This window comes from Nitratireductor indicus C115 (genome assembly GCF_000300515.1).
Taxonomy (GTDB): domain Bacteria; phylum Pseudomonadota; class Alphaproteobacteria; order Rhizobiales; family Rhizobiaceae; genus Nitratireductor; species Nitratireductor indicus.
Genome location: NZ_AMSI01000004.1, coordinates 148,308 through 164,829, shown reverse-complemented (window position 1 = coordinate 164,829; position 16,522 = coordinate 148,308). Strand labels below are relative to the sequence as shown.

The window sequence follows — 16,522 nt, the reverse complement described above, 5'->3', positions numbered from 1 at the left end:
AACTGTTGTGTGGAGGGTGCGTTTGCAGCTCTTTCATGTCCGAACCTCCAAGCTCGGCACCGGCGTCGAAGTGAGCCGATTTCTGGAATAAAGCCTGCGTTTTATGAAGCCGCGAAGACGAAGCGGCTTATCTGGCGATAGGTTTCTCCCGGAGAAAGGATCGTGTTCGGGAAGCCAGGCATGTTGGGTGCGTCGCTCATCCTGGTCGGTTCCAGGCACAGCCCGGATCTTGGATGAAACAGGCGGTCGTCAAGGCCCGAGACCGGAACGGAGAGCTTCGAACCATCATAGAAATGCAGCGCTGGTTCGTTGGTCCAGACTTCCATCCGAAGGTCGCCACTGGAAGAAACGAGTTCCGCCACGGGCCGGCATGTGCCGGTTTCGCCGTTCAGGAGGTAGCTCGTGTCATAGGCGTAGGCGGGGTCCGGACAACGGAATTTGCGGAAATCATAGGCCCCATCGACAGGAACAAATGCGCCCGTCGGCAGACCTGCTGCACAAACCTCCGCTCGCCGTTCGGCGTCGACCCTTAAGCGGTGCCCTGCGATTGTGCCCTCACCGTCGAGATTGAAGTAGCTATGGTGCAGCAAGTTGACGGGGGTGGCTGCGCTACTCGTCGCTTCCAGCTCGACTTCGAGGCAGTTGCGAGCGAGCCGGTAAGTGGTTCGCGCGTTAAGCTGTCCCGGATATCCTTCCTCTCCGTCGGGGGAGATGAGTGCGAAGGTTGCACTGGTCTCCGTGCAGCTGGCCAACGTCCAGTTGCGTTTTCCGAAGCCGCAGGTGCCGCCATGGACATGATGTCCGTCGGGGGTATTGCGGGTCAGTTGATGGATCTGGCCACCGATCTTCACGCGGCCATCGCGGATTCGGCCTGCATAGCGACCGGCTGTCGCGCCGAAATGCGGCGAGTGGCGCCTATAGTCTTCCAGGGTCTTCAGACCCAGAACCACGCGGCGCCAACCGTCGACATGGCGAAATTGCAGGTCGGCGAGGGCCGCGCCGTAGCCGATCACGCGTGCGCGCAAATCCTTGGTTTGCAATGCAGTGACGGAGACTTTTTCGCCGGAAGGCATATACCCGAAGGTCTCGGTATGCATCAGCGGCTGCTCCCGGTGTGGAAGGCTGCAATGAAGGCGTCGGCATTGCGGCGAATATCCGAGGTTGTCATGCCGGGGCGGAAAAGGGCGGAGCCGATGCCGAAGCCGTCGACGCCCGCCTTACGCCATTCAGCCATATTGTCGGGTCCCACACCGCCGACGGCGACAAGGGGCAATCTTGCAGGCAGCACGGCGCGCCAGGCGCGCACGCCCGAAGGCCCTACCGCATCGGCAGGAAAGAGCTTCAGCGCATTCGCGCCCGCGCGTATTGCCGCGAAGGCTTCGCTTGGTGTGGCCACTCCGGGCACGGCGATCATGTCGGCCGCACGGGCAGTGGCGATCACGTCGGCATCGGTGTTCGGGGCCACGACCAGCCTGGCCCCGGCTTCGGCCACGCGCCGGCAATCCTCCGCCGAGGTGACGGTGCCTGCGCCGATCAGCATTCTCTCGCCGAAATGCCTCACCAGAAGCGCGATGCTGGAAAATGGGTCGGGGGAATTGAGAGGCACCTCCATGATCCGGAAGCCCGCGTCATAAATCGTTTCCCCCACGTCCACTGCCTGATCGGGCGTCAATCCTCGCAAGATTGCGATCAGCGGCAGTTCTTTCATGTAATCCTGCATCATCGGGCGGGTTCTCCCAGAAGGTCGAGCGTTGCCGCGATCTGCAAGGCGCCCTGGATAGCAGCTATCTCGCCGCCGTCGCGAACGCCAAGCCCGAAGGCTTTGGCGGTGCGCGCATAGCGCGTGTTCAGCCCGTCATTGCCGACGATGCCGATCTCGCCCCCGCTGATGCACCAGTTCGCCGTCATAGCTTCATGGAATTCGTGTGCGATCAAAAGCCCGGAGACATAATCAAGGATTTCAGCGGGCTTCAGCTGGCCCGCGAGCATGCCGGTGCGAGCCGAAAAGATCAGGGACAGGAAGACATTGGCCTGTTCGCTGCCCGAAGCGACCGTCGCCACGCCCCGGTCGAAGGCCGCCCAATCGGCCTCGCCAGCAGTATCGCCTGCGCTTCGGGCGATGAAGGAATGTTTTGACAGAAGACTGAAGATTTCGCCCGTCACGAATGTCTGGAAGCCCGCAATCCGGCCTTTCTCAACCCGGGCCCATTTGCTGTGGGTGCCGGGCAGGACGACCGTTGCATCCCTGTCGAGCCCATAACCGAGTATCTGCGTTTCCTCGCCGCGCATGACATCAGGAAAAGGCTCTCGCCCCGGATCGTTGAGACCGGCCAGAAACACAAGCGGTGCGCCGTTCGGCAGGGTGATCTTTCGTGTTCCGCCGGCCAGATCGGCAAGGGTGGCGGGACAGGAGACATATGGGACCTCGATCCAGCCATTGCGGCTGGTGATCATGCCGAGTGCAAGCACCGGCAAGGCGCCGTTGCTGGCTGTCCAGGGGGCTATGCGCGACATCAGCAGCGCTTCGAATGCGCCGTCCGTGCAGGATTGGATGCCGTCATTCGTTTCAAGACTGTCGAGCACCTTGCCATCTGCGGCCAGAAGGAACGCTCGGAACGAGGTGGTGCCCCAATCGAGAATGATCGCGGCGGATTTGCGTGGTGACGGCTGCATGCGGCTTTCCCTCCTGCCGAAACGGCGGCTGCGATTTTCGGACTTGTCATACTGCTCGCATGAATGTAGTGTCAATTAGTAATACATAGTCTCATATTATGGACTAACAATGATGCAGACCCTGACTGGAATTTTCCCCGTGTTGCCGACACCGTTCCGTGCGGATGGTTCAGCCGATGCCGTTGCTCTGGCGCGTCTTGTTGCTTTTGCCGTGAGGTCCGGGGTGGCGGGCGTCGTCTATCCAGGCTTTGCGAGTGAGGTGGAAACACTGGCGCGGGGTGAACGGTCAGGGCTTCTGAAAGCCGTTGCGGATGCAGCGGGAGAGGGGACGACCGTCATCGCGGGCGCAAGTGCCGCAACGGCGGAGGAAGTGGTTGAACATGGCAAGACGGCCGCAGAACTTGGCATCAACCATCTCATGATCCAGCCGCCAAACGCGCTAGGAGGTGAGGTGGAATCCGTCATCGCCTTCATGTCTAAAATCGCCGAAGCGCTGCCGGATGCACAGATCATCCTGCAGAATGCGCCAGCGCCGCGCGGTTCCGATCTGAGCCCGGCAACCATCGTTGCAGTGGTTCGCGCGGTGCGGCAGGTTGTTTATGTAAAGGAAGAAACCTTGCCGGCGGGGCCTGCGATCACGCATATCCTAAAGCATCGCCCGGACAATTTGCTTGGCGTGTTCGGAGGCGGCGGCGCGCGTTACATTTTGGACGAGTATGCCCGTGGTGCCTGTGCTGCCATGCCTGCGCTCGAGCTTGCGCCTGAGCATGTGGCGATGGACCGTGCCTGGCGTGCGGGCCGCAAGGACGAGGCGCGCGATATCTATGTACGCACGCTTCCGCTTCTCGTCCTGCAGGCTGTCTATCGGATGCGCCTTACGAAATATGTGCTCATGCGGCGCGGCGCTCTGGAAACCATAGGCGTGCGCGCGCCGACGCCCGAACTCGATGCAAGTGTGCGTATGGATATCGAGGCCAATCTCGCTGCTCTGGGAATTGCAGACCCTCTTCCGGAAATGGAGGGCGCATGAGCGACAGGATCACATCCGTCACGGTTTTCAGCCTGACCTTGCCGAGAGACGTGCCCTATCTCGGGGTCGCCCGGCCGGGCGAGGAGCCAAATGCCAGGGGTTATCTCGTCCGCAAGGGCAATCGGACAGTTTATCCAACCTTTGACCGCAGCATACTTGTACGGGTTGAAGCCGCGGGCGGTCTTGTTGGCTGGGGCGAGACCTATGGGCTCGTCGCACCCGGTGCGGTCGCAGCGATCATCAACGACCTTCTGGCCGACTTTACCATCGGTCGGGATCCCTCCGATCCTTCGGCGGTCTACGACGATCTTTACGATCTGATGCGTGTGCGAGGTTATACCGGCGGCTTCTATGTAGATGCGCTCGCGGCCATCGACATCGCGCTCTGGGATATTGCCGGGCAGATCGCCGGCAAGCCGGTCTGTGAGCTGCTTGGTGGTAGCAGGACAAGGCCGATACCGGCCTATGTTTCGGGTTTGCCCAAAGCGACGCGGCCGGAACGGGCGGAACTTGCCCTGCACTGGGCCGACCGGGGATTTACTGCATTCAAATTCGCGACGCCGGTCGCTGACGATGGCCCCGCCAAGGAGCTCGAAACGCTGCGCGCGGCGCTCGGTCCCGAAGCACGCATTGCGGCGGACATGCACTGGAACCAGGATGCCGAGACGGCCCTTCGCCTGATCCGCGAAATGGAACCGCATGGTCTTTGGTTCGCTGAAGCGCCGGTCAGAACCGAAGATATGGCGGCGCTTGCCCGTGTCTGCGATGAGAGCACCGTCCCTGTTGCAGTAGGTGAGGAATGGCGCACGGAATGGGATTTGCTGAACCGTATGGATCGCTGCCATATCGCGATCGTGCAGCCGGAAATGGGGCACAAGGGGATCACGAATTTCACGCGGATAGGCCATATCGCGGCTGAGCGCGGCATGGACGTTATCCCGCATGCGACCATTGGCACCGGCATTTTTCTCGCAGCCAGCCTGCACGCCAGCGCTGCATTGCCGACACTGCGCTGTCATGAATTCCAGCATTCGATCTTCGAGCCGAACCGGCGACTGCTGGAGGGAAGTATGGATTGCGCGGACGGATATTACCGGCTGCCGGAGGGAGGCGGCCTGGGAGTTCGACCTTCGCAAGAAGCTGAACGGCTCATGCAGAAAATCTGACTGATTTCAGAGGAGGAGACCAACATGACAAAGCTATTCAGGCGCGGGTGCTGCGCCACAGCGCTCGCGACATTCATGGCAGCGACGGCTATCGTGCCGGCTTTTGCCGACACGACGCTCAAATTCATCTCCTGGCAGGTGGACGATGGCGGTCTCGGTGAGTGGTGGAAAGGCGCCATCGCGGCCTTTGAGGAAAGCCACCCTGGAGTGAAAATCGAGTTCACCAAAGTGGAGCGCGGCGCTTACAGCGATACGATGACGACACTTTTTGCCGGCGGCCAGCCTCCGCAGATCGTGCATTTGGCTTCGTTCGAATATCAGACCTTCGCGGAGAATGGCTGGCTGGAGAATCTCGGTCCCTGGCTTGAAAAGGACGGGGTGGACATGACCGGCTGGGCCGGGCAGGACAAATGCGTCTGGAACGGCGATACGGCCTGCGTCATGCTGAGCTATTTCGGCTTCATCATGGCCTATAACAAGCGCATTCTTGAGGAAGCAGGGCTCGCTGTACCGACGAACTGGGAGGAATTCCTGGATGTCGCGCGCAAAACCACCGTAGACCTCAATGGCGACGGCCTCGTTGATCAGTACGGCACGGGGCACGAAACGAAGGGTGGGGCCGGCCAGTATCTGACCGAGATGCTGAGCTACCTCCTCGATGTCGGTGCATACTGGACTGACAAGGAGGGAAAGATCACCATTGATACGCCGCAGATGGTCGAAGGGCTCACCCGCTGGAAAACAGTGGTGAAGGAAGGGCTGACGCCCATCGATATGGGTGCTGGCGAAATTCGCAAGCTCTTCTCCGATGGCAAGATCGCGCTGCGGCTGGACGGTCCCTGGCTTTACGGAACGATGGTCCAGGGCGCGGCTGCCGATGAAACCGTGGTGGCTGAGCCGCCGTTCCATCCACCGCTGGGTGGGTCGTCCAACGTGATCGCCATGCCCAGCGAAATTCCCGATGAGGAAAAGCAACTCGTATGGGATTTCATCAAGCTCGTCATGTCGCCCGAATGGCAGTCGAAATATGCGACCGTCGGCAAGAACACGCCGCCCAGTCCCAAGGCTGATGTAAGCGGCGTGGAAGCGGATGTGCCGCATTTCGATCTCTTGCTGAAGACGATGAACGAGGCGTCCGCCGCTGGTGTGGATCGCATTCCGACGGGGCTGGAATTGCAGTACAACGAGTTCGGCAAAATGGTTCAGGAAGAGGTCCAGCGCATGCTGATCGAAGATCTTGATCCGGCTGATGTCGTCAAGACCATGCAGCAGAAAGCCGAAGCAATTCAGAACGGCTGAACCCGCAGAGCGACCGGCCTCGAATGGCGCGTTGTCTTCGCATCGCGCATAAGAGGCCGGTCGCACCGTTCCTGCATTATCCCAAAGGAGACAGAGATGGCGCGGAGGAAGCTCCTCGATCTGGCGCGGCCAAGCCGCCAGCATCTTCTCGGATATATTCTTTTGGCACCGGCAGTCCTGCTGGTCGGGTTGATCGTCGTCTACCCGCTTCTTATGTCGATCGATCTTTCCCTTCAGAACGTCAAGTTGCCGCGACCAGGCCAGCATGCGCCTTATACCGTGGCCAACTACAGCAAGCTTTTCTCTTCGCAAGAGTTCTGGATGGCGTGCTGGGTCACGCTGAAGCTCGTTGTTACCGTGACGATCGGCAGCCTGATCGTCGGTGTGGGCTCTGCATTGCTGGTCAACAACCGCTTCCGTGGACGGACACTTGCCAGACTTGCCATCGCATTGCCCTGGGCCGTGCCTGAAATCATCGCTGTGGTGATCTTCGCGCGGATATTCGACACATCTTTCGGTCTTCTCGGCTGGCTTTTTATCAAGCTCGGACTGACCGACCGGATGATCGCCTGGGTCTCCACGCCGGGCCCCGCATTCTGGGCGGTGACCATGACGATGATCTGGAAGGGCTTCCCGTTCGTCTCGATCATGACGCTCGCGGGCTTGCAGTCGATTCCGTCCGACTATTATGCGGCCGCACGGGTCGACGGTGCCAACGCCATACAGCGATTTCGCTGGATCACACTACCGCTGCTGATGCCGGTTCTGGGCGTCACGCTGGTGCTGGTGGTTCTGTGGGTATTCCGCGACTTTTCGATCATCAAGACCCTCACTGAAGGGGGGCCGCTGAAGGCCACGCAAACCCTTTCCATCATGACCTATGATCAGGCATTCGGGTTCTTCAATTTCGGTTATGCCTCTGCGGTTGGTGTGGTGACGCTGGTGATCTGTATCGTGGCCAGCCTTCTCATGCTCGGCCGCGGTTCCAAGGCCATGTATTGACGGGAGCTGGCTCATGAAACGAACTCCACTTCAAAGCCTCGTGCTTTATGCCGCCGTCGTTCTCGCCGTGGTCCTGATCCTGTTTCCGGTATATTGGCTGCTGGTCACAGCGCTTTCGACCACTGCGGAGCTCACGGTGCTGCCGCCTAATTTCTGGCCGGAAGTTCCTCAGGTGCAGACTTTCAGCAGGGTATGGGCCGAACGGCCGATTCCGACCTGGCTTCTGAACTCGACGCTGGCGGCGCTCGGCTCGGTTTCGTTGTCGATGGTGATTTCCGTGCTTGCGGGATATGCATTGTCACGCTTTTCGGTGCGCGGCTCACAGTCCATGGGCATCTTCATCCTGACGGCGAAGATGCTCCCTGCGACCTTGCTCGTAATCCCGCTGTTTGCCATTTTCCGGCAGATCGGCCTGATCGGAAGTCTGTGGTCGCTGGTCATCGCGCATTCGACGCTTATCATACCCTTCACCACCTGGATGCTGAAAGGCTATTTCGACACCATTCCGCGCGAGCTGGAGCAAGCGGCGATGGTGGATGGCTGCTCGCCCCTCGGCGCGATGTTTCGCGTGGTGCTGCCGATCTCCACGCCTGGCCTTGCCGCGACGTCGCTTTATGCCTTCGTTCTGAGCTGGGCGGATTATGCCTATGCCCGCACCTTCCTGGTCAATGCACCGGAAAGCTGGACCGCCAATCTCGGCATCACCACGATGCGCGGTGAATACACGACCGAATGGAACGAGGTCGCTGCTGCCGCTGTGTTCGTCGCGATCCCGATCATGCTCATCTACATCTTCCTGGAACGCTATCTCGTCGGTGGCCTCACCGCCGGCGCGGAGAAATAGAATGGCCCATATCAGCATCAAGGACGTTTCCAAGAGCTATGGAGCGTTGCAAGTCCTCAAGCCTTTCTCGCTCGAGGTCGAGGACGGCGAATTCCTCGTTCTCGTCGGACCTTCCGGCTGCGGCAAGTCGACAATGCTCAAGATTCTGGCGGGTCTGGAGCCGGCTTCGGACGGCCAGATATTCATCGGCGACCGCGAGGTGACCGATCTGGCGCCCGGCGACCGTGATATCGCCATGGTATTCCAGAACTATGCGCTCTACCCGCACCTGACGGTTCGCCAGAACATCGGCTTCGGCCTCAAGATGCGCGGCATGTCGGCAACCGATATCGAAGCCCGCGTGCAGACCGCTGCCAAGACACTCGCCGTCGATGCCTATCTGGACCGCAAGCCGAAGGATCTTTCGGGCGGCCAGCGCCAGCGCGTGGCGCTCGGACGCGCCATCGTGCGCGAGCCCCGTGCCTTCCTGATGGATGAGCCGCTGTCGAATCTGGACGCCAAGCTGCGGGTTCATATGCGGGCGGAAATCAGTGCCTTGCACAAGCGGGTCGGCGTTACCACCGTCTACGTTACCCATGACCAGGTGGAAGCAATGACGATGGCCGATCGCGTCGTCATCATGCGCAACGGCGAGATTCAGCAGATCGCGGCGCCAGACGTGCTGTTTCAGCGCCCGGACAATCTGTTTGTGGCGAGCTTTATCGGCTCGCCCGGCATGAATCTCCTGCGGGCGAAGGTTCAAAACGGCACGGTGGAAATCTTCGGCCAGCGCGTCGCGGTCGCCGCGACCGTTGAAGATGGCACACCTGTCATTGCCGGGTTGCGTCCGGAGTATCTGCAGCTGGGCACGGGAGCCGTGTCCTTTACGGTGCGCCCCAGTCTCGTTGAGAGCCTGGGTTCCGAGAAATACGTTTACTTCGATGGTGGCCAGCAGGCTTTCATCCATGGGGACGATGCGGACGAGAACTCGAAGGGATTGATCGCGAGGGTCAGCCATTCAGGAGGGCTCGCCGAAGGCGAGGAGCTAACCCTTTCCTTCAATCCTGAAGATCTCCATCTTTTCGATGCAAAGACCGAAAGGGCGATCCGGTCATGAAAATACTTGTCACAGGCTCTTCGGGCAGAGTGGGCAGCGCTGTCGTGGATCGGCTGCTTGCCGAGGGACACGAGGTTATGGGCCTCGATGCTCGTGCATCGGGGCGTAAAGCCGCGGGTTATTCCGAAACCGTGGGGCTTCTGGATGACGCTGCCGCAGCCCAGGTCGCCGCTGCGGGCGCCGATGCGGTGCTGCATCTCGGTGCCTTTATGTCCTGGGCTCCGGCGGATAAGGCAAAAATGTTCGCGGCGAATGTGGAGGGCACGCGTGTGCTTCTGGATGCCGCCGCCGGAGCCGGCGTGCGGCGCTTCGTCTTCGCCAGTTCGGGCGAGGTCTATCCCGAGAATGCACCGATCTCCCAGCCAATCGATGAAAATCATCCTCGCAATGCAAATTCGCCCTATGGCCTGACCAAGCTTCTGGGAGAGGAGCTTGTTTGCTTTCACCAGCGCGCTGGCCGCATGGAAACTGTGATTCTGCGCTTTTCCCATACGCAGAATGCCTCGGAACTTCTGGACGAAGAGAGCTTCTTTTCAGGCCCGCGTTTCTTCCTGCGTCCGCGTGTGCGCCAACAGGAGAACTTCGGAAACAGTAAGGTGGCGGATCTGTTGCGTGCCGCCGATCCGGGAAGGCCGTCGCATATCCTGGCGTGCAATGAACAGGGCAGGCCGTTCCGCATGCACATCACCGACACCCGCGATATGGTCCAAGGCATCTTGCTGGCGATGACCCATCCGGCGGCAGCCGGGGAGATATTCAATCTCGGTGCCACCGATCCGGTCGATTTCGAACCCCTTCTGGCCAGGATGGCGGAGATCACAGGCCTGCCGATTGTCAAAGTCGATCTTCCCGGCGCGGGCGTTTTCTATCATACGTCAAACAGGAAGATCCGCGAAAGGCTGGGGTTCAAACCGGAATGGACAATCGACCGGATGCTGCAAGAGGCCGCCGAGGTAAGGACAAAGCGGCTGGCGCAATGAATGACGAGCATGGAGATGTGCCCGCCGGGGCAGCCGCACTCGCCAAGGGGCTGACGCTTCTGGATCTTGTCGCGGATGCGCATATGCCGTTGCGGTTCGCCGATCTCCTGCGGTTGTCGGGCATGCCAAAACCGACCTTTGCCCGCATTCTAAAGACGTTGATCGCCTTCGGCCTGGTGCGGCAGGACGAACAGCGCGGCACCTATGCATTGGGGCCCCGGTTCCTCGAACTGTCGCATCGGGTGTGGGAAAGCTTCGATCTGGCCGCGGCCGCGCGACCTGAACTGGAACGGCTCACGCGGGAGACGGGCGAGACGGTCGCACTTTGCGTTCTGTCCGACGGGCAGGTGCAGTATCTGGATGAGCGCTCCCCGGATGGACTTGGCGTGCGCGTCGAATCGGGGCGCCGTGTTCCAGTCTACTGCACGGCGGCCGGAAAGGCGCTGCTTGCGTGGCAGGAGCCCGCGATGGTGCGTGCCCTTCTGAAGAAACAGACATTCGAGACCTTTACGCCCCATACCATCGGGGACGCCGCGGGGCTTGAAGCCGACCTGACGCTGACGCGGGCGCGCGGTTACGCTGTTTCATATGAAGAGCATCTCCAGGGCGTGAATTCGGTCGCAACCATGATCGCCGGGCGGAATGGGGAGCCGATCGGTGCGCTCGTTGCCTTGGGGCCCTCCCAGCGGCTGGATACGGCGCATATTCATCCGGTGGGGAGGGAGCTGATGGCTGCGGCAAGGCGCATTACCGGTGCGTCCGGTGCGATAGCGATCAGTTCCCGCCCCCGGCCCAGGTCGGGAACGGAAGATCCGGCGTTGAACCTCAACTGTGTTTTGCCCTGGGGTGCCCAACTCGGAGAAGCGCCTGTCTGGCATCAGGAAGCCCGGCGTCTCTACTGGGTCGATATCCTGCATCCTGCTGTCTACCGCTTCGATCCTCAAACGGGTGTGAATGAGGTCTGCAATACGGGGAAGCTGGTGAGCGCGGTGATCCCGGCCACGGACGGAGCGATGCTCGTGGCCTCGCAGGATGGGCTGGAATGGCTCGATTTCGAACGACAGCAGATGAGGCCTTTCGTTCATCCCGAAGCCGAGATTCGGGAAAACCGCTTGAACGATGCCAAGGTGGGGCCGGGCGGTGCGATCTGGGTCGGTTCCATGCGCATGGACGCCAGCCGGCCGACAGGCTCGCTTTATCGGGTAACACGGGATGGCGAGGCCGCACGTCTTGAAACCGGCTTGACGGTGTCCAACGGGCTTGGATGGAGCCCGGATGGGCGCATCTTCTATTTTGTCGATACGGTTCCAGGGGTCATCTATGCCTATGATGCCAATCCTGGGGAAGGCAATCTGGAAAACCGCCGCGTTTTTGCGCGTATCGCCGAGGATGACGGACGACCGGACGGTCTGACAGTCGACAGTGAGGGATATGTCTGGTGCGCGATCTGGGATGGCTGGCGGATCAACCGCTACCGGCCGGATGGAAAGCTGGATCGCACGATCGACCTGCCAGTGCCTCGCCCGACCAGCGTGACCTTCGGCGGGGATGACCTCGCAACGCTCTTTATCACCACGGCCCGCACGCGACTGCCCGCAAGTACACTTGCCGAGGCGCCGCTTTCGGGGGGGGTGTTCGCTTGTCGGCCAGGCGCGAGCGGTTTGCCGGTACCGCCATTCCGTGCAGGGCCGAAGCGGTTGGAAGAGGATGCATACTGAGATGGCATTGAACGATATCTTCGGGCTCGATGGCCGCGTCGCACTCGTCACCGGTTCGACCCGCGGTATCGGAGCGGCCATAGCCGGAGGACTTTCGGCGGCGGGGGCCCATGTGGTCATCCACGGTACGCGGCAGGACAGGGCGGAGTCTGAGGCGGAGCGCCTTCGCGGGCAGGGCGCGCGGGCGGACGCCGTCGCGTCGGATCTTTCGGAACCTGGCGCCGGAGCAAGACTGATCGCGGCGGCTGAGGCGGTTGCAGGACCTGTCGACATTCTGGTTGTAAATGCGTCGGCCCAGAAGAACGCGTCCCTGGCCGGATTGACATCGGAAGATCTCGATTTCCAGCTCGCCGTGAACCTCCGATCCACGGTCGAGATGCTGCAGGCCTGTCTGCCGGGCATGGCCAGGAGGGGCTGGGGCAGGGTGGTGAACATCGGGTCGATCAATCAGATTGCACCCAAGCCGGTGGTAACGGCTTACGCGGCGACCAAGGCAGCCCAGCATAACATCATCCAGAGCCAGGCGCGTGAATATGCAGGCACCGGCGTTGTGCTGAATACACTGGCGCCGGGGCTGATAGATACGGATCGCAATGCCGACCGAAAAAATGCCGATCCGGCGGCATGGGCCGCCTATTGCCACAATGCGAACTGGATGGGCCGTGCCGGGGAAGCGTCGGAGATGACCGGGGCGGCGATCTTTCTTGCTTCGGATGCCTGCAGCTTCATGACCGGCGAGGTCATGGTCCTGTCGGGTGGAGTTTAGAATACCGTCAGATCGGTTCGTCGTTTCATGGTAACGCCATCCAGCTTCATCTTTATGACCTCCGCATTCCTTTGAAACGCTGGTGGCGGGTCTGGCTGGGCAATGCCCTAACGCATGTCTCCCGGAAGGGAGAAATGAAATGCGTGAGATCAAGAACTTAAAGTGCAGGGAGCGAATCTGAAAGATCGCGACGCGCTTTAAGAATCGAGCCGGAGCTCGGCCAGCGCGCGCCGGATTTCGTTTCCAAGAAGGCGTTCGGGTGGGGATATGCCCGAGGAAGCCGACATGACGACGCCGATCCGCAGGTTGAGTAGCACGTCATGCATCAGAGGCACGAAGCACAGCGTACCCTGCTGGATGTCCTCGTAGAAGCCGATCTTCGTATAGAGCCCGAGGCCGCGCCCGGCCAGGATCATCTGCTTGGCGACATGAAGTGTGTCCGTGAAGCAATTGGTCGACAGGGCGGACGACATGCCTGAAATCGCCTGGTCGATGATGGAGTTGCGGCCGCGGGCATCGACCGTGCGTACCATCTTCTGGCCGGCGATGTCGGCTATCGTCAGGTTGGCGCGCCCGGCGAACGGATGGTCGGGCCGCATGATGATGCCGATGGGGGCCGTCTTCTCCGAGATGACGCGCACGTCCGGATGCATATCGAAGGTGAAGGTAATGCCGATGTCGGCCAAGCCGTCCGCGACCGCCTGCATGATTTCGTCGGGTTGCGCCGTGGTGATCGAATAGGTCACCTCCGGATAGATGCTGTTGAAGCTCAGGAGAATGCGCGGCAACAGGCCATAGGTCACGGAATCGATGGCGGCGATATTCAGGTGCCCGGCGCGCAGGTCGCGAATATCGTCCAGAAGCGTTCTCGTGCGCTCATAATCGTGCAGCGTCTTGCGACAATGTTCGAGCACGATAGCGCCGGCATCGGTGAGCGTCACGCCTTCGGGCGTCCGCTCGAACAGGCGCACACCCATCTCGTTTTCGGTGCTGATGATCTTGCGGTTGACCGTTGTCGAGGAGACGTTGAGGATCGCCGAAGCCTTGCGGATCGAGCCTTGCCGGGCGACTTCGTCGAAGTAGCGCAGGAAGTTGGAATGCACGGCGGACCTCCGGGATGGGGTGATGCAAAATATGCCTCACTGTTAGCATGTTTTTGCACTTTTTGCATCGGCCAAGTCCCTTCTACTGTTCGTAATGGAAGCCGGCAAGGGGAACAGCCGGCCCATCACCACAATCGTTGGAACCGGGAGACCAGCATATGTCACATGCAATTTCCAAAGGCGTGAGCCGTCGCTCGCTCCTCAAGACCATGGGCGTTGCCGCCGGCCTGGCGGGTACGGGAACCTTCGTGACCATTTCGCGCGCCACCGCACAGGACAAGTTCAAGGTTTCGATGCAGCTCGGCTGGCTTGCCGGCAACGGCAATCTCGGAGAGATCGCCGCCGACAAGCTCGGATATTTTGCCGACGAAGGTCTGGAGTTCGAAATCGTTTCAGGCGGCCCCAATATCGATGGCGTCGCCTCGGTAGCCTCCGGCCGCTCCAATCTCGGACAGGTCTCCTCAAGCCCTTCCTTGCTTCTGGCGCGCTCGGCGGGCATTCCGATCAAGTGCATCGCCGTCGGTTATCAGCAGCACCCGTACACATATTTCTCGCTCAAGAAGAAGCCGATCAGGACGCCGCAGGATATGATCGGCAAGACGATCGGCACCCAGGCGACCGGCCGCATCCTGTTCCGTGCGCTCCTGGCCAAGAACGGCATTCCGGAAGATCAGGTCGAGCTCAAGGTGATCGGCAGCGATATGGCGCCGCTGATGACCGGGCAGGTGGACGCTATCACCGGCTGGAAGACGAACATCAACGCGCTTTCAGTGCTCGGCGACGAGCGGGTCGACATGACGCTGTGGGATGCCGGCATCCAGCTTTATGCCAATCCCTTCTACACCACGGACGGCGTGCTGGCCGAGCATGGCGACAAGGTTGAGGGGATGATCCGCGCCATCTCACGGGGATGGGGCTGGGTGCGCGAAAATCCGGAACAGGCCGTCGACTATCTGGTCGAGCGCCTGCCGAACCTGGACAAGGAAAGCGAGCTCAAGGCCGTGCCGCTCGTCGTCGGTTACTCATTCAGCGAAAAAACGAAGGCTGGCGGCTGGGGTGTGATGACCCGCGAGAACTGGCAGGCACAGATCGACACCTATGATGGTCTCGGCCAGTTCGCAAAGGGTGCGCCGGCGGTCGACGATATCATGACGCTGGACATTCTGGACAAGACCGCCGACGTCCGCCCGAAGGTCGGTTGATCCGATGGACGCCGTTTCCCTGAATGCAGCTGCAGGAACCCAGGTCCCTGCAGCGAGCCTGCGCAATGCCTGGGTCAAGTTCGGCCAGTTCACGGCCATCCAGGATATCAGCCTGGAGATAGAGGCAGGCGCTTTCTATTCCATCCTCGGCCCGTCCGGTTGCGGCAAGTCGACTCTTTTGCGTCTGGTGTCGGACCTCATTCCGCCGGCGGCGGGCGAGGTCTCGGTCTTCGGAAAGACAACGGAGGCCGCGCGCCTGGCGCGGGAATTCGCCTTCGTTTTCCAGGATGCGACGCTGTTGCCCTGGCGCAGCGCGTTGAAGAATGTCGAGCTTCCGCTCGAAATCGGCCGTAGCCGCGGCATCGACATTCCCGTCAGCGACAAGAGCCCGATGGAGCTTCTGGAACTGGTGGGGCTGAAAGGCCGGGAGCATGCGTTGCCGCACGAGCTTTCTGGCGGCATGCGCCAGCGTGTGGCGATTGCCCGCGCTCTGGTGTGCAAACCGAAACTGCTCCTTATGGATGAGCCGTTCGGTGCGCTCGACGAGATGACCAGGGACCATCTCAACCTGCAGCTTCTCAAGGTGTGGGAAGAGACGGGGGTGACGATCCTCTTTGTCACCCACTCGATCCCCGAAGCAGTGTTTCTGGGCCAGAAGGTGCTGATGCTGAAGGCGCATCCGGGCCGGCTGCACGAGATCGTGGATATCGATCTGCCATATCCGCGCAGCATTGCGCAGCGCGATACGCCAGAGTTCACTCGCTACTCCGCGCATCTGCGCGGGCTGCTGGAGGCGTGCTGATGACCGCTGTCGAAAATACGCTGAATGTCATTGCAAGCGACGAAGCCGCCGAGATCGCGGCGGCACGAAGAAACCGCCTCGTCGCGATTGCCACGCCGGTGGCGACCGCCGCGACGCTGATCTTTCTGTGGGAAGCCGGTGTCCGTGTGTTCGGTGTGCCCGATTACATCGCGCCGACCCCCAGCGCGGTGGCCTCCACCCTGGTCGAGGAGTTTCCGCAGCTCATGCGGAATTTCTGGCCGACGCTCTATGAAAGCCTGATGGGCTTTGCCGTGGGCAATCTGGCCGCGGTTCTGATCGCGGTTGCTTTCGTGCACAGCCGGCTGGCCGAACGCGCCTTCTTTCCGATTGCCGTGTTCATCAACACCATCCCGATCCTGGCCATTGCGCCGATCCTGGTGCTGATCTTCGGCGCGGGACTAACGGCGAAAGTGGTGATCGCGGCCTTGATCTGCTTCTTTCCGACGCTGGTCAACATGGTGCGCGGTCTGCAGGCCGTCAGTCCGCAGGCGCTCGAGCTCGCCCGCATTCTGTCGGCTTCCAAGTCGGAAGTGTTCTGGAAGATCCGCCTGCCGTCCTCGCTGCCGTTCCTTTTCTCGGCATTGAAGATCGCGGCCACCACATCCGTCATCGGCGCCATCGTCGGCGAATGGGTGGGAGCGGACCTTGGACTGGGAGCGTTGATCATCGATGCCACCTTCAATTTCCGTTCCGCCCTGCTCTACGCCACGGTGTTCCTCTCATCGGGCCTGTCGGTGCTGTTGTTTGCGGCGGTGACGATTGCCGAACGGCTGGTGGTGCGGTGGTGAGCGCAGCCTGAGAAGAAGCGACAATTCGAACT

Annotated in this window: 16 protein-coding genes; 12 read left to right on the top strand and 4 right to left on the bottom strand. The window is 60.8% G+C overall.

What is annotated here, in order from left to right; all coding sequences use genetic code 11:
* Positions 1 to 101: 101 nt before the first annotated feature.
* Genes NA8A_RS07320 through NA8A_RS07310 form a run of 3 tightly spaced genes read right to left on the bottom strand, consistent with a single transcriptional unit; the run spans position 102 to position 2,673 of the window.
* Complete coding sequence (locus NA8A_RS07320) at positions 102 to 1,097, bottom strand: aldose epimerase family protein (protein WP_009756272.1); 996 nt, start codon at positions 1,095 to 1,097, stop codon at positions 102 to 104.
* Positions 1,097 to 1,723, bottom strand: coding sequence for a 2-dehydro-3-deoxy-6-phosphogalactonate aldolase (locus NA8A_RS07315; protein WP_009756271.1), 627 nt, complete (start codon positions 1,721 to 1,723; stop codon positions 1,097 to 1,099). Before NA8A_RS07315 ends, NA8A_RS07320 begins: the two co-directional genes overlap by 1 nt.
* Positions 1,720 to 2,673, bottom strand: coding sequence for a 2-dehydro-3-deoxygalactonokinase (locus NA8A_RS07310; RefSeq protein WP_009756270.1), 954 nt, complete (start codon positions 2,671 to 2,673; stop codon positions 1,720 to 1,722). Before NA8A_RS07310 ends, NA8A_RS07315 begins: the two co-directional genes overlap by 4 nt.
* A gap of 109 nt (positions 2,674 to 2,782) precedes the next feature.
* On the opposite strand from NA8A_RS07310, the gene NA8A_RS07305 reads away from it, so the two are divergent.
* From NA8A_RS07305 to NA8A_RS07265, 9 genes are all read left to right on the top strand, one after another.
* On the top strand, positions 2,783 to 3,703 hold the full coding sequence (locus NA8A_RS07305) for a dihydrodipicolinate synthase family protein (RefSeq protein WP_009756269.1): 921 nt from the start codon (positions 2,783 to 2,785) through the stop codon (positions 3,701 to 3,703).
* On the top strand, positions 3,700 to 4,869 hold the full coding sequence (locus NA8A_RS07300; RefSeq protein WP_009756268.1) for a mandelate racemase/muconate lactonizing enzyme family protein: 1,170 nt from the start codon (positions 3,700 to 3,702) through the stop codon (positions 4,867 to 4,869). Before NA8A_RS07305 ends, NA8A_RS07300 begins: the two co-directional genes overlap by 4 nt.
* Positions 4,870 to 4,893: 24 nt before the next feature.
* The gene (locus tag NA8A_RS07295) at positions 4,894 to 6,168 is read left to right on the top strand and encodes an ABC transporter substrate-binding protein (RefSeq protein ID WP_009756267.1); all 1,275 of its coding nucleotides are present in this window, start codon (positions 4,894 to 4,896) and stop codon (positions 6,166 to 6,168) included.
* A gap of 96 nt (positions 6,169 to 6,264) precedes the next feature.
* On the top strand, positions 6,265 to 7,170 hold the full coding sequence (locus tag NA8A_RS07290; protein ID WP_009756266.1) for a carbohydrate ABC transporter permease: 906 nt from the start codon (positions 6,265 to 6,267) through the stop codon (positions 7,168 to 7,170).
* A gap of 13 nt (positions 7,171 to 7,183) precedes the next feature.
* The gene (locus NA8A_RS07285; RefSeq protein WP_009756265.1) at positions 7,184 to 8,014 is read left to right on the top strand and encodes a carbohydrate ABC transporter permease; all 831 of its coding nucleotides are present in this window, start codon (positions 7,184 to 7,186) and stop codon (positions 8,012 to 8,014) included.
* Between the two features lies 1 nt (position 8,015).
* Positions 8,016 to 9,110, top strand: coding sequence for an ABC transporter ATP-binding protein (locus NA8A_RS07280; RefSeq protein ID WP_009756264.1), 1,095 nt, complete (start codon positions 8,016 to 8,018; stop codon positions 9,108 to 9,110).
* Positions 9,107 to 10,090 carry an NAD-dependent epimerase/dehydratase family protein gene (locus NA8A_RS07275; protein WP_009756263.1) on the top strand — a complete coding sequence of 328 codons (984 nt, stop codon included), beginning with the start codon at positions 9,107 to 9,109 and terminating at the stop codon, positions 10,088 to 10,090. Before NA8A_RS07280 ends, NA8A_RS07275 begins: the two co-directional genes overlap by 4 nt.
* A complete protein-coding gene (locus tag NA8A_RS07270; protein WP_009756262.1) occupies positions 10,087 to 11,808 on the top strand; it encodes an SMP-30/gluconolactonase/LRE family protein in 1,722 nt (573 codons plus the stop codon). Before NA8A_RS07275 ends, NA8A_RS07270 begins: the two co-directional genes overlap by 4 nt.
* A gap of 1 nt (position 11,809) precedes the next feature.
* On the top strand, positions 11,810 to 12,574 hold the full coding sequence (locus tag NA8A_RS07265; RefSeq protein ID WP_009756261.1) for an SDR family NAD(P)-dependent oxidoreductase: 765 nt from the start codon (positions 11,810 to 11,812) through the stop codon (positions 12,572 to 12,574).
* A gap of 197 nt (positions 12,575 to 12,771) precedes the next feature.
* Here the strand turns inward: NA8A_RS07265 and NA8A_RS07260 are convergent, their stop codons facing one another.
* Positions 12,772 to 13,677: a LysR family transcriptional regulator gene (locus NA8A_RS07260; protein WP_009756260.1), complete on the bottom strand. Its 906-nt coding sequence runs from the start codon at positions 13,675 to 13,677 to the stop codon at positions 12,772 to 12,774.
* A gap of 158 nt (positions 13,678 to 13,835) precedes the next feature.
* Here NA8A_RS07260 and NA8A_RS07255 point away from each other — a divergent pair, with 158 nt between their 5' ends.
* The 3 genes from NA8A_RS07255 to NA8A_RS07245 are packed head-to-tail and all read left to right on the top strand — an operon-like array spanning position 13,836 to position 16,490.
* On the top strand, positions 13,836 to 14,879 hold the full coding sequence (locus NA8A_RS07255) for an ABC transporter substrate-binding protein (protein WP_009756259.1): 1,044 nt from the start codon (positions 13,836 to 13,838) through the stop codon (positions 14,877 to 14,879).
* A gap of 4 nt (positions 14,880 to 14,883) precedes the next feature.
* Positions 14,884 to 15,681, top strand: coding sequence for an ABC transporter ATP-binding protein (locus NA8A_RS07250; protein ID WP_009756258.1), 798 nt, complete (start codon positions 14,884 to 14,886; stop codon positions 15,679 to 15,681).
* Entirely contained in the window at positions 15,681 to 16,490 is an 810-nt protein-coding gene (locus NA8A_RS07245; RefSeq protein ID WP_009756257.1) for an ABC transporter permease, read from the top strand. Before NA8A_RS07250 ends, NA8A_RS07245 begins: the two co-directional genes overlap by 1 nt.
* Positions 16,491 to 16,522: the final 32 nt, after the last annotated feature.

What these genes read in the sequence shown, in the direction of transcription:
- NA8A_RS07320 (WP_009756272.1), bottom strand. Translation starts at nt 1,097, where the DNA reads ATGCATACCGAGACCTTCGGGTATATGCCTTCCGGCGAAAAAGTCTCC.
- NA8A_RS07315 (WP_009756271.1), bottom strand. Translation starts at nt 1,723, where the DNA reads ATGATGCAGGATTACATGAAAGAACTGCCGCTGATCGCAATCTTGCGA.
- NA8A_RS07310 (WP_009756270.1), bottom strand. Translation starts at nt 2,673, where the DNA reads ATGCAGCCGTCACCACGCAAATCCGCCGCGATCATTCTCGATTGGGGC.
- NA8A_RS07305 (WP_009756269.1), top strand. Translation starts at nt 2,783, where the DNA reads ATGATGCAGACCCTGACTGGAATTTTCCCCGTGTTGCCGACACCGTTC.
- NA8A_RS07300 (WP_009756268.1), top strand. Translation starts at nt 3,700, where the DNA reads ATGAGCGACAGGATCACATCCGTCACGGTTTTCAGCCTGACCTTGCCG.
- NA8A_RS07295 (WP_009756267.1), top strand. Translation starts at nt 4,894, where the DNA reads ATGACAAAGCTATTCAGGCGCGGGTGCTGCGCCACAGCGCTCGCGACA.
- NA8A_RS07290 (WP_009756266.1), top strand. Translation starts at nt 6,265, where the DNA reads ATGGCGCGGAGGAAGCTCCTCGATCTGGCGCGGCCAAGCCGCCAGCAT.
- NA8A_RS07285 (WP_009756265.1), top strand. Translation starts at nt 7,184, where the DNA reads ATGAAACGAACTCCACTTCAAAGCCTCGTGCTTTATGCCGCCGTCGTT.
- NA8A_RS07280 (WP_009756264.1), top strand. Translation starts at nt 8,016, where the DNA reads ATGGCCCATATCAGCATCAAGGACGTTTCCAAGAGCTATGGAGCGTTG.
- NA8A_RS07275 (WP_009756263.1), top strand. Translation starts at nt 9,107, where the DNA reads ATGAAAATACTTGTCACAGGCTCTTCGGGCAGAGTGGGCAGCGCTGTC.
- NA8A_RS07270 (WP_009756262.1), top strand. Translation starts at nt 10,087, where the DNA reads ATGAATGACGAGCATGGAGATGTGCCCGCCGGGGCAGCCGCACTCGCC.
- NA8A_RS07265 (WP_009756261.1), top strand. Translation starts at nt 11,810, where the DNA reads ATGGCATTGAACGATATCTTCGGGCTCGATGGCCGCGTCGCACTCGTC.
- NA8A_RS07255 (WP_009756259.1), top strand. Translation starts at nt 13,836, where the DNA reads ATGTCACATGCAATTTCCAAAGGCGTGAGCCGTCGCTCGCTCCTCAAG.
- NA8A_RS07250 (WP_009756258.1), top strand. Translation starts at nt 14,884, where the DNA reads ATGGACGCCGTTTCCCTGAATGCAGCTGCAGGAACCCAGGTCCCTGCA.
- NA8A_RS07245 (WP_009756257.1), top strand. Translation starts at nt 15,681, where the DNA reads ATGACCGCTGTCGAAAATACGCTGAATGTCATTGCAAGCGACGAAGCC.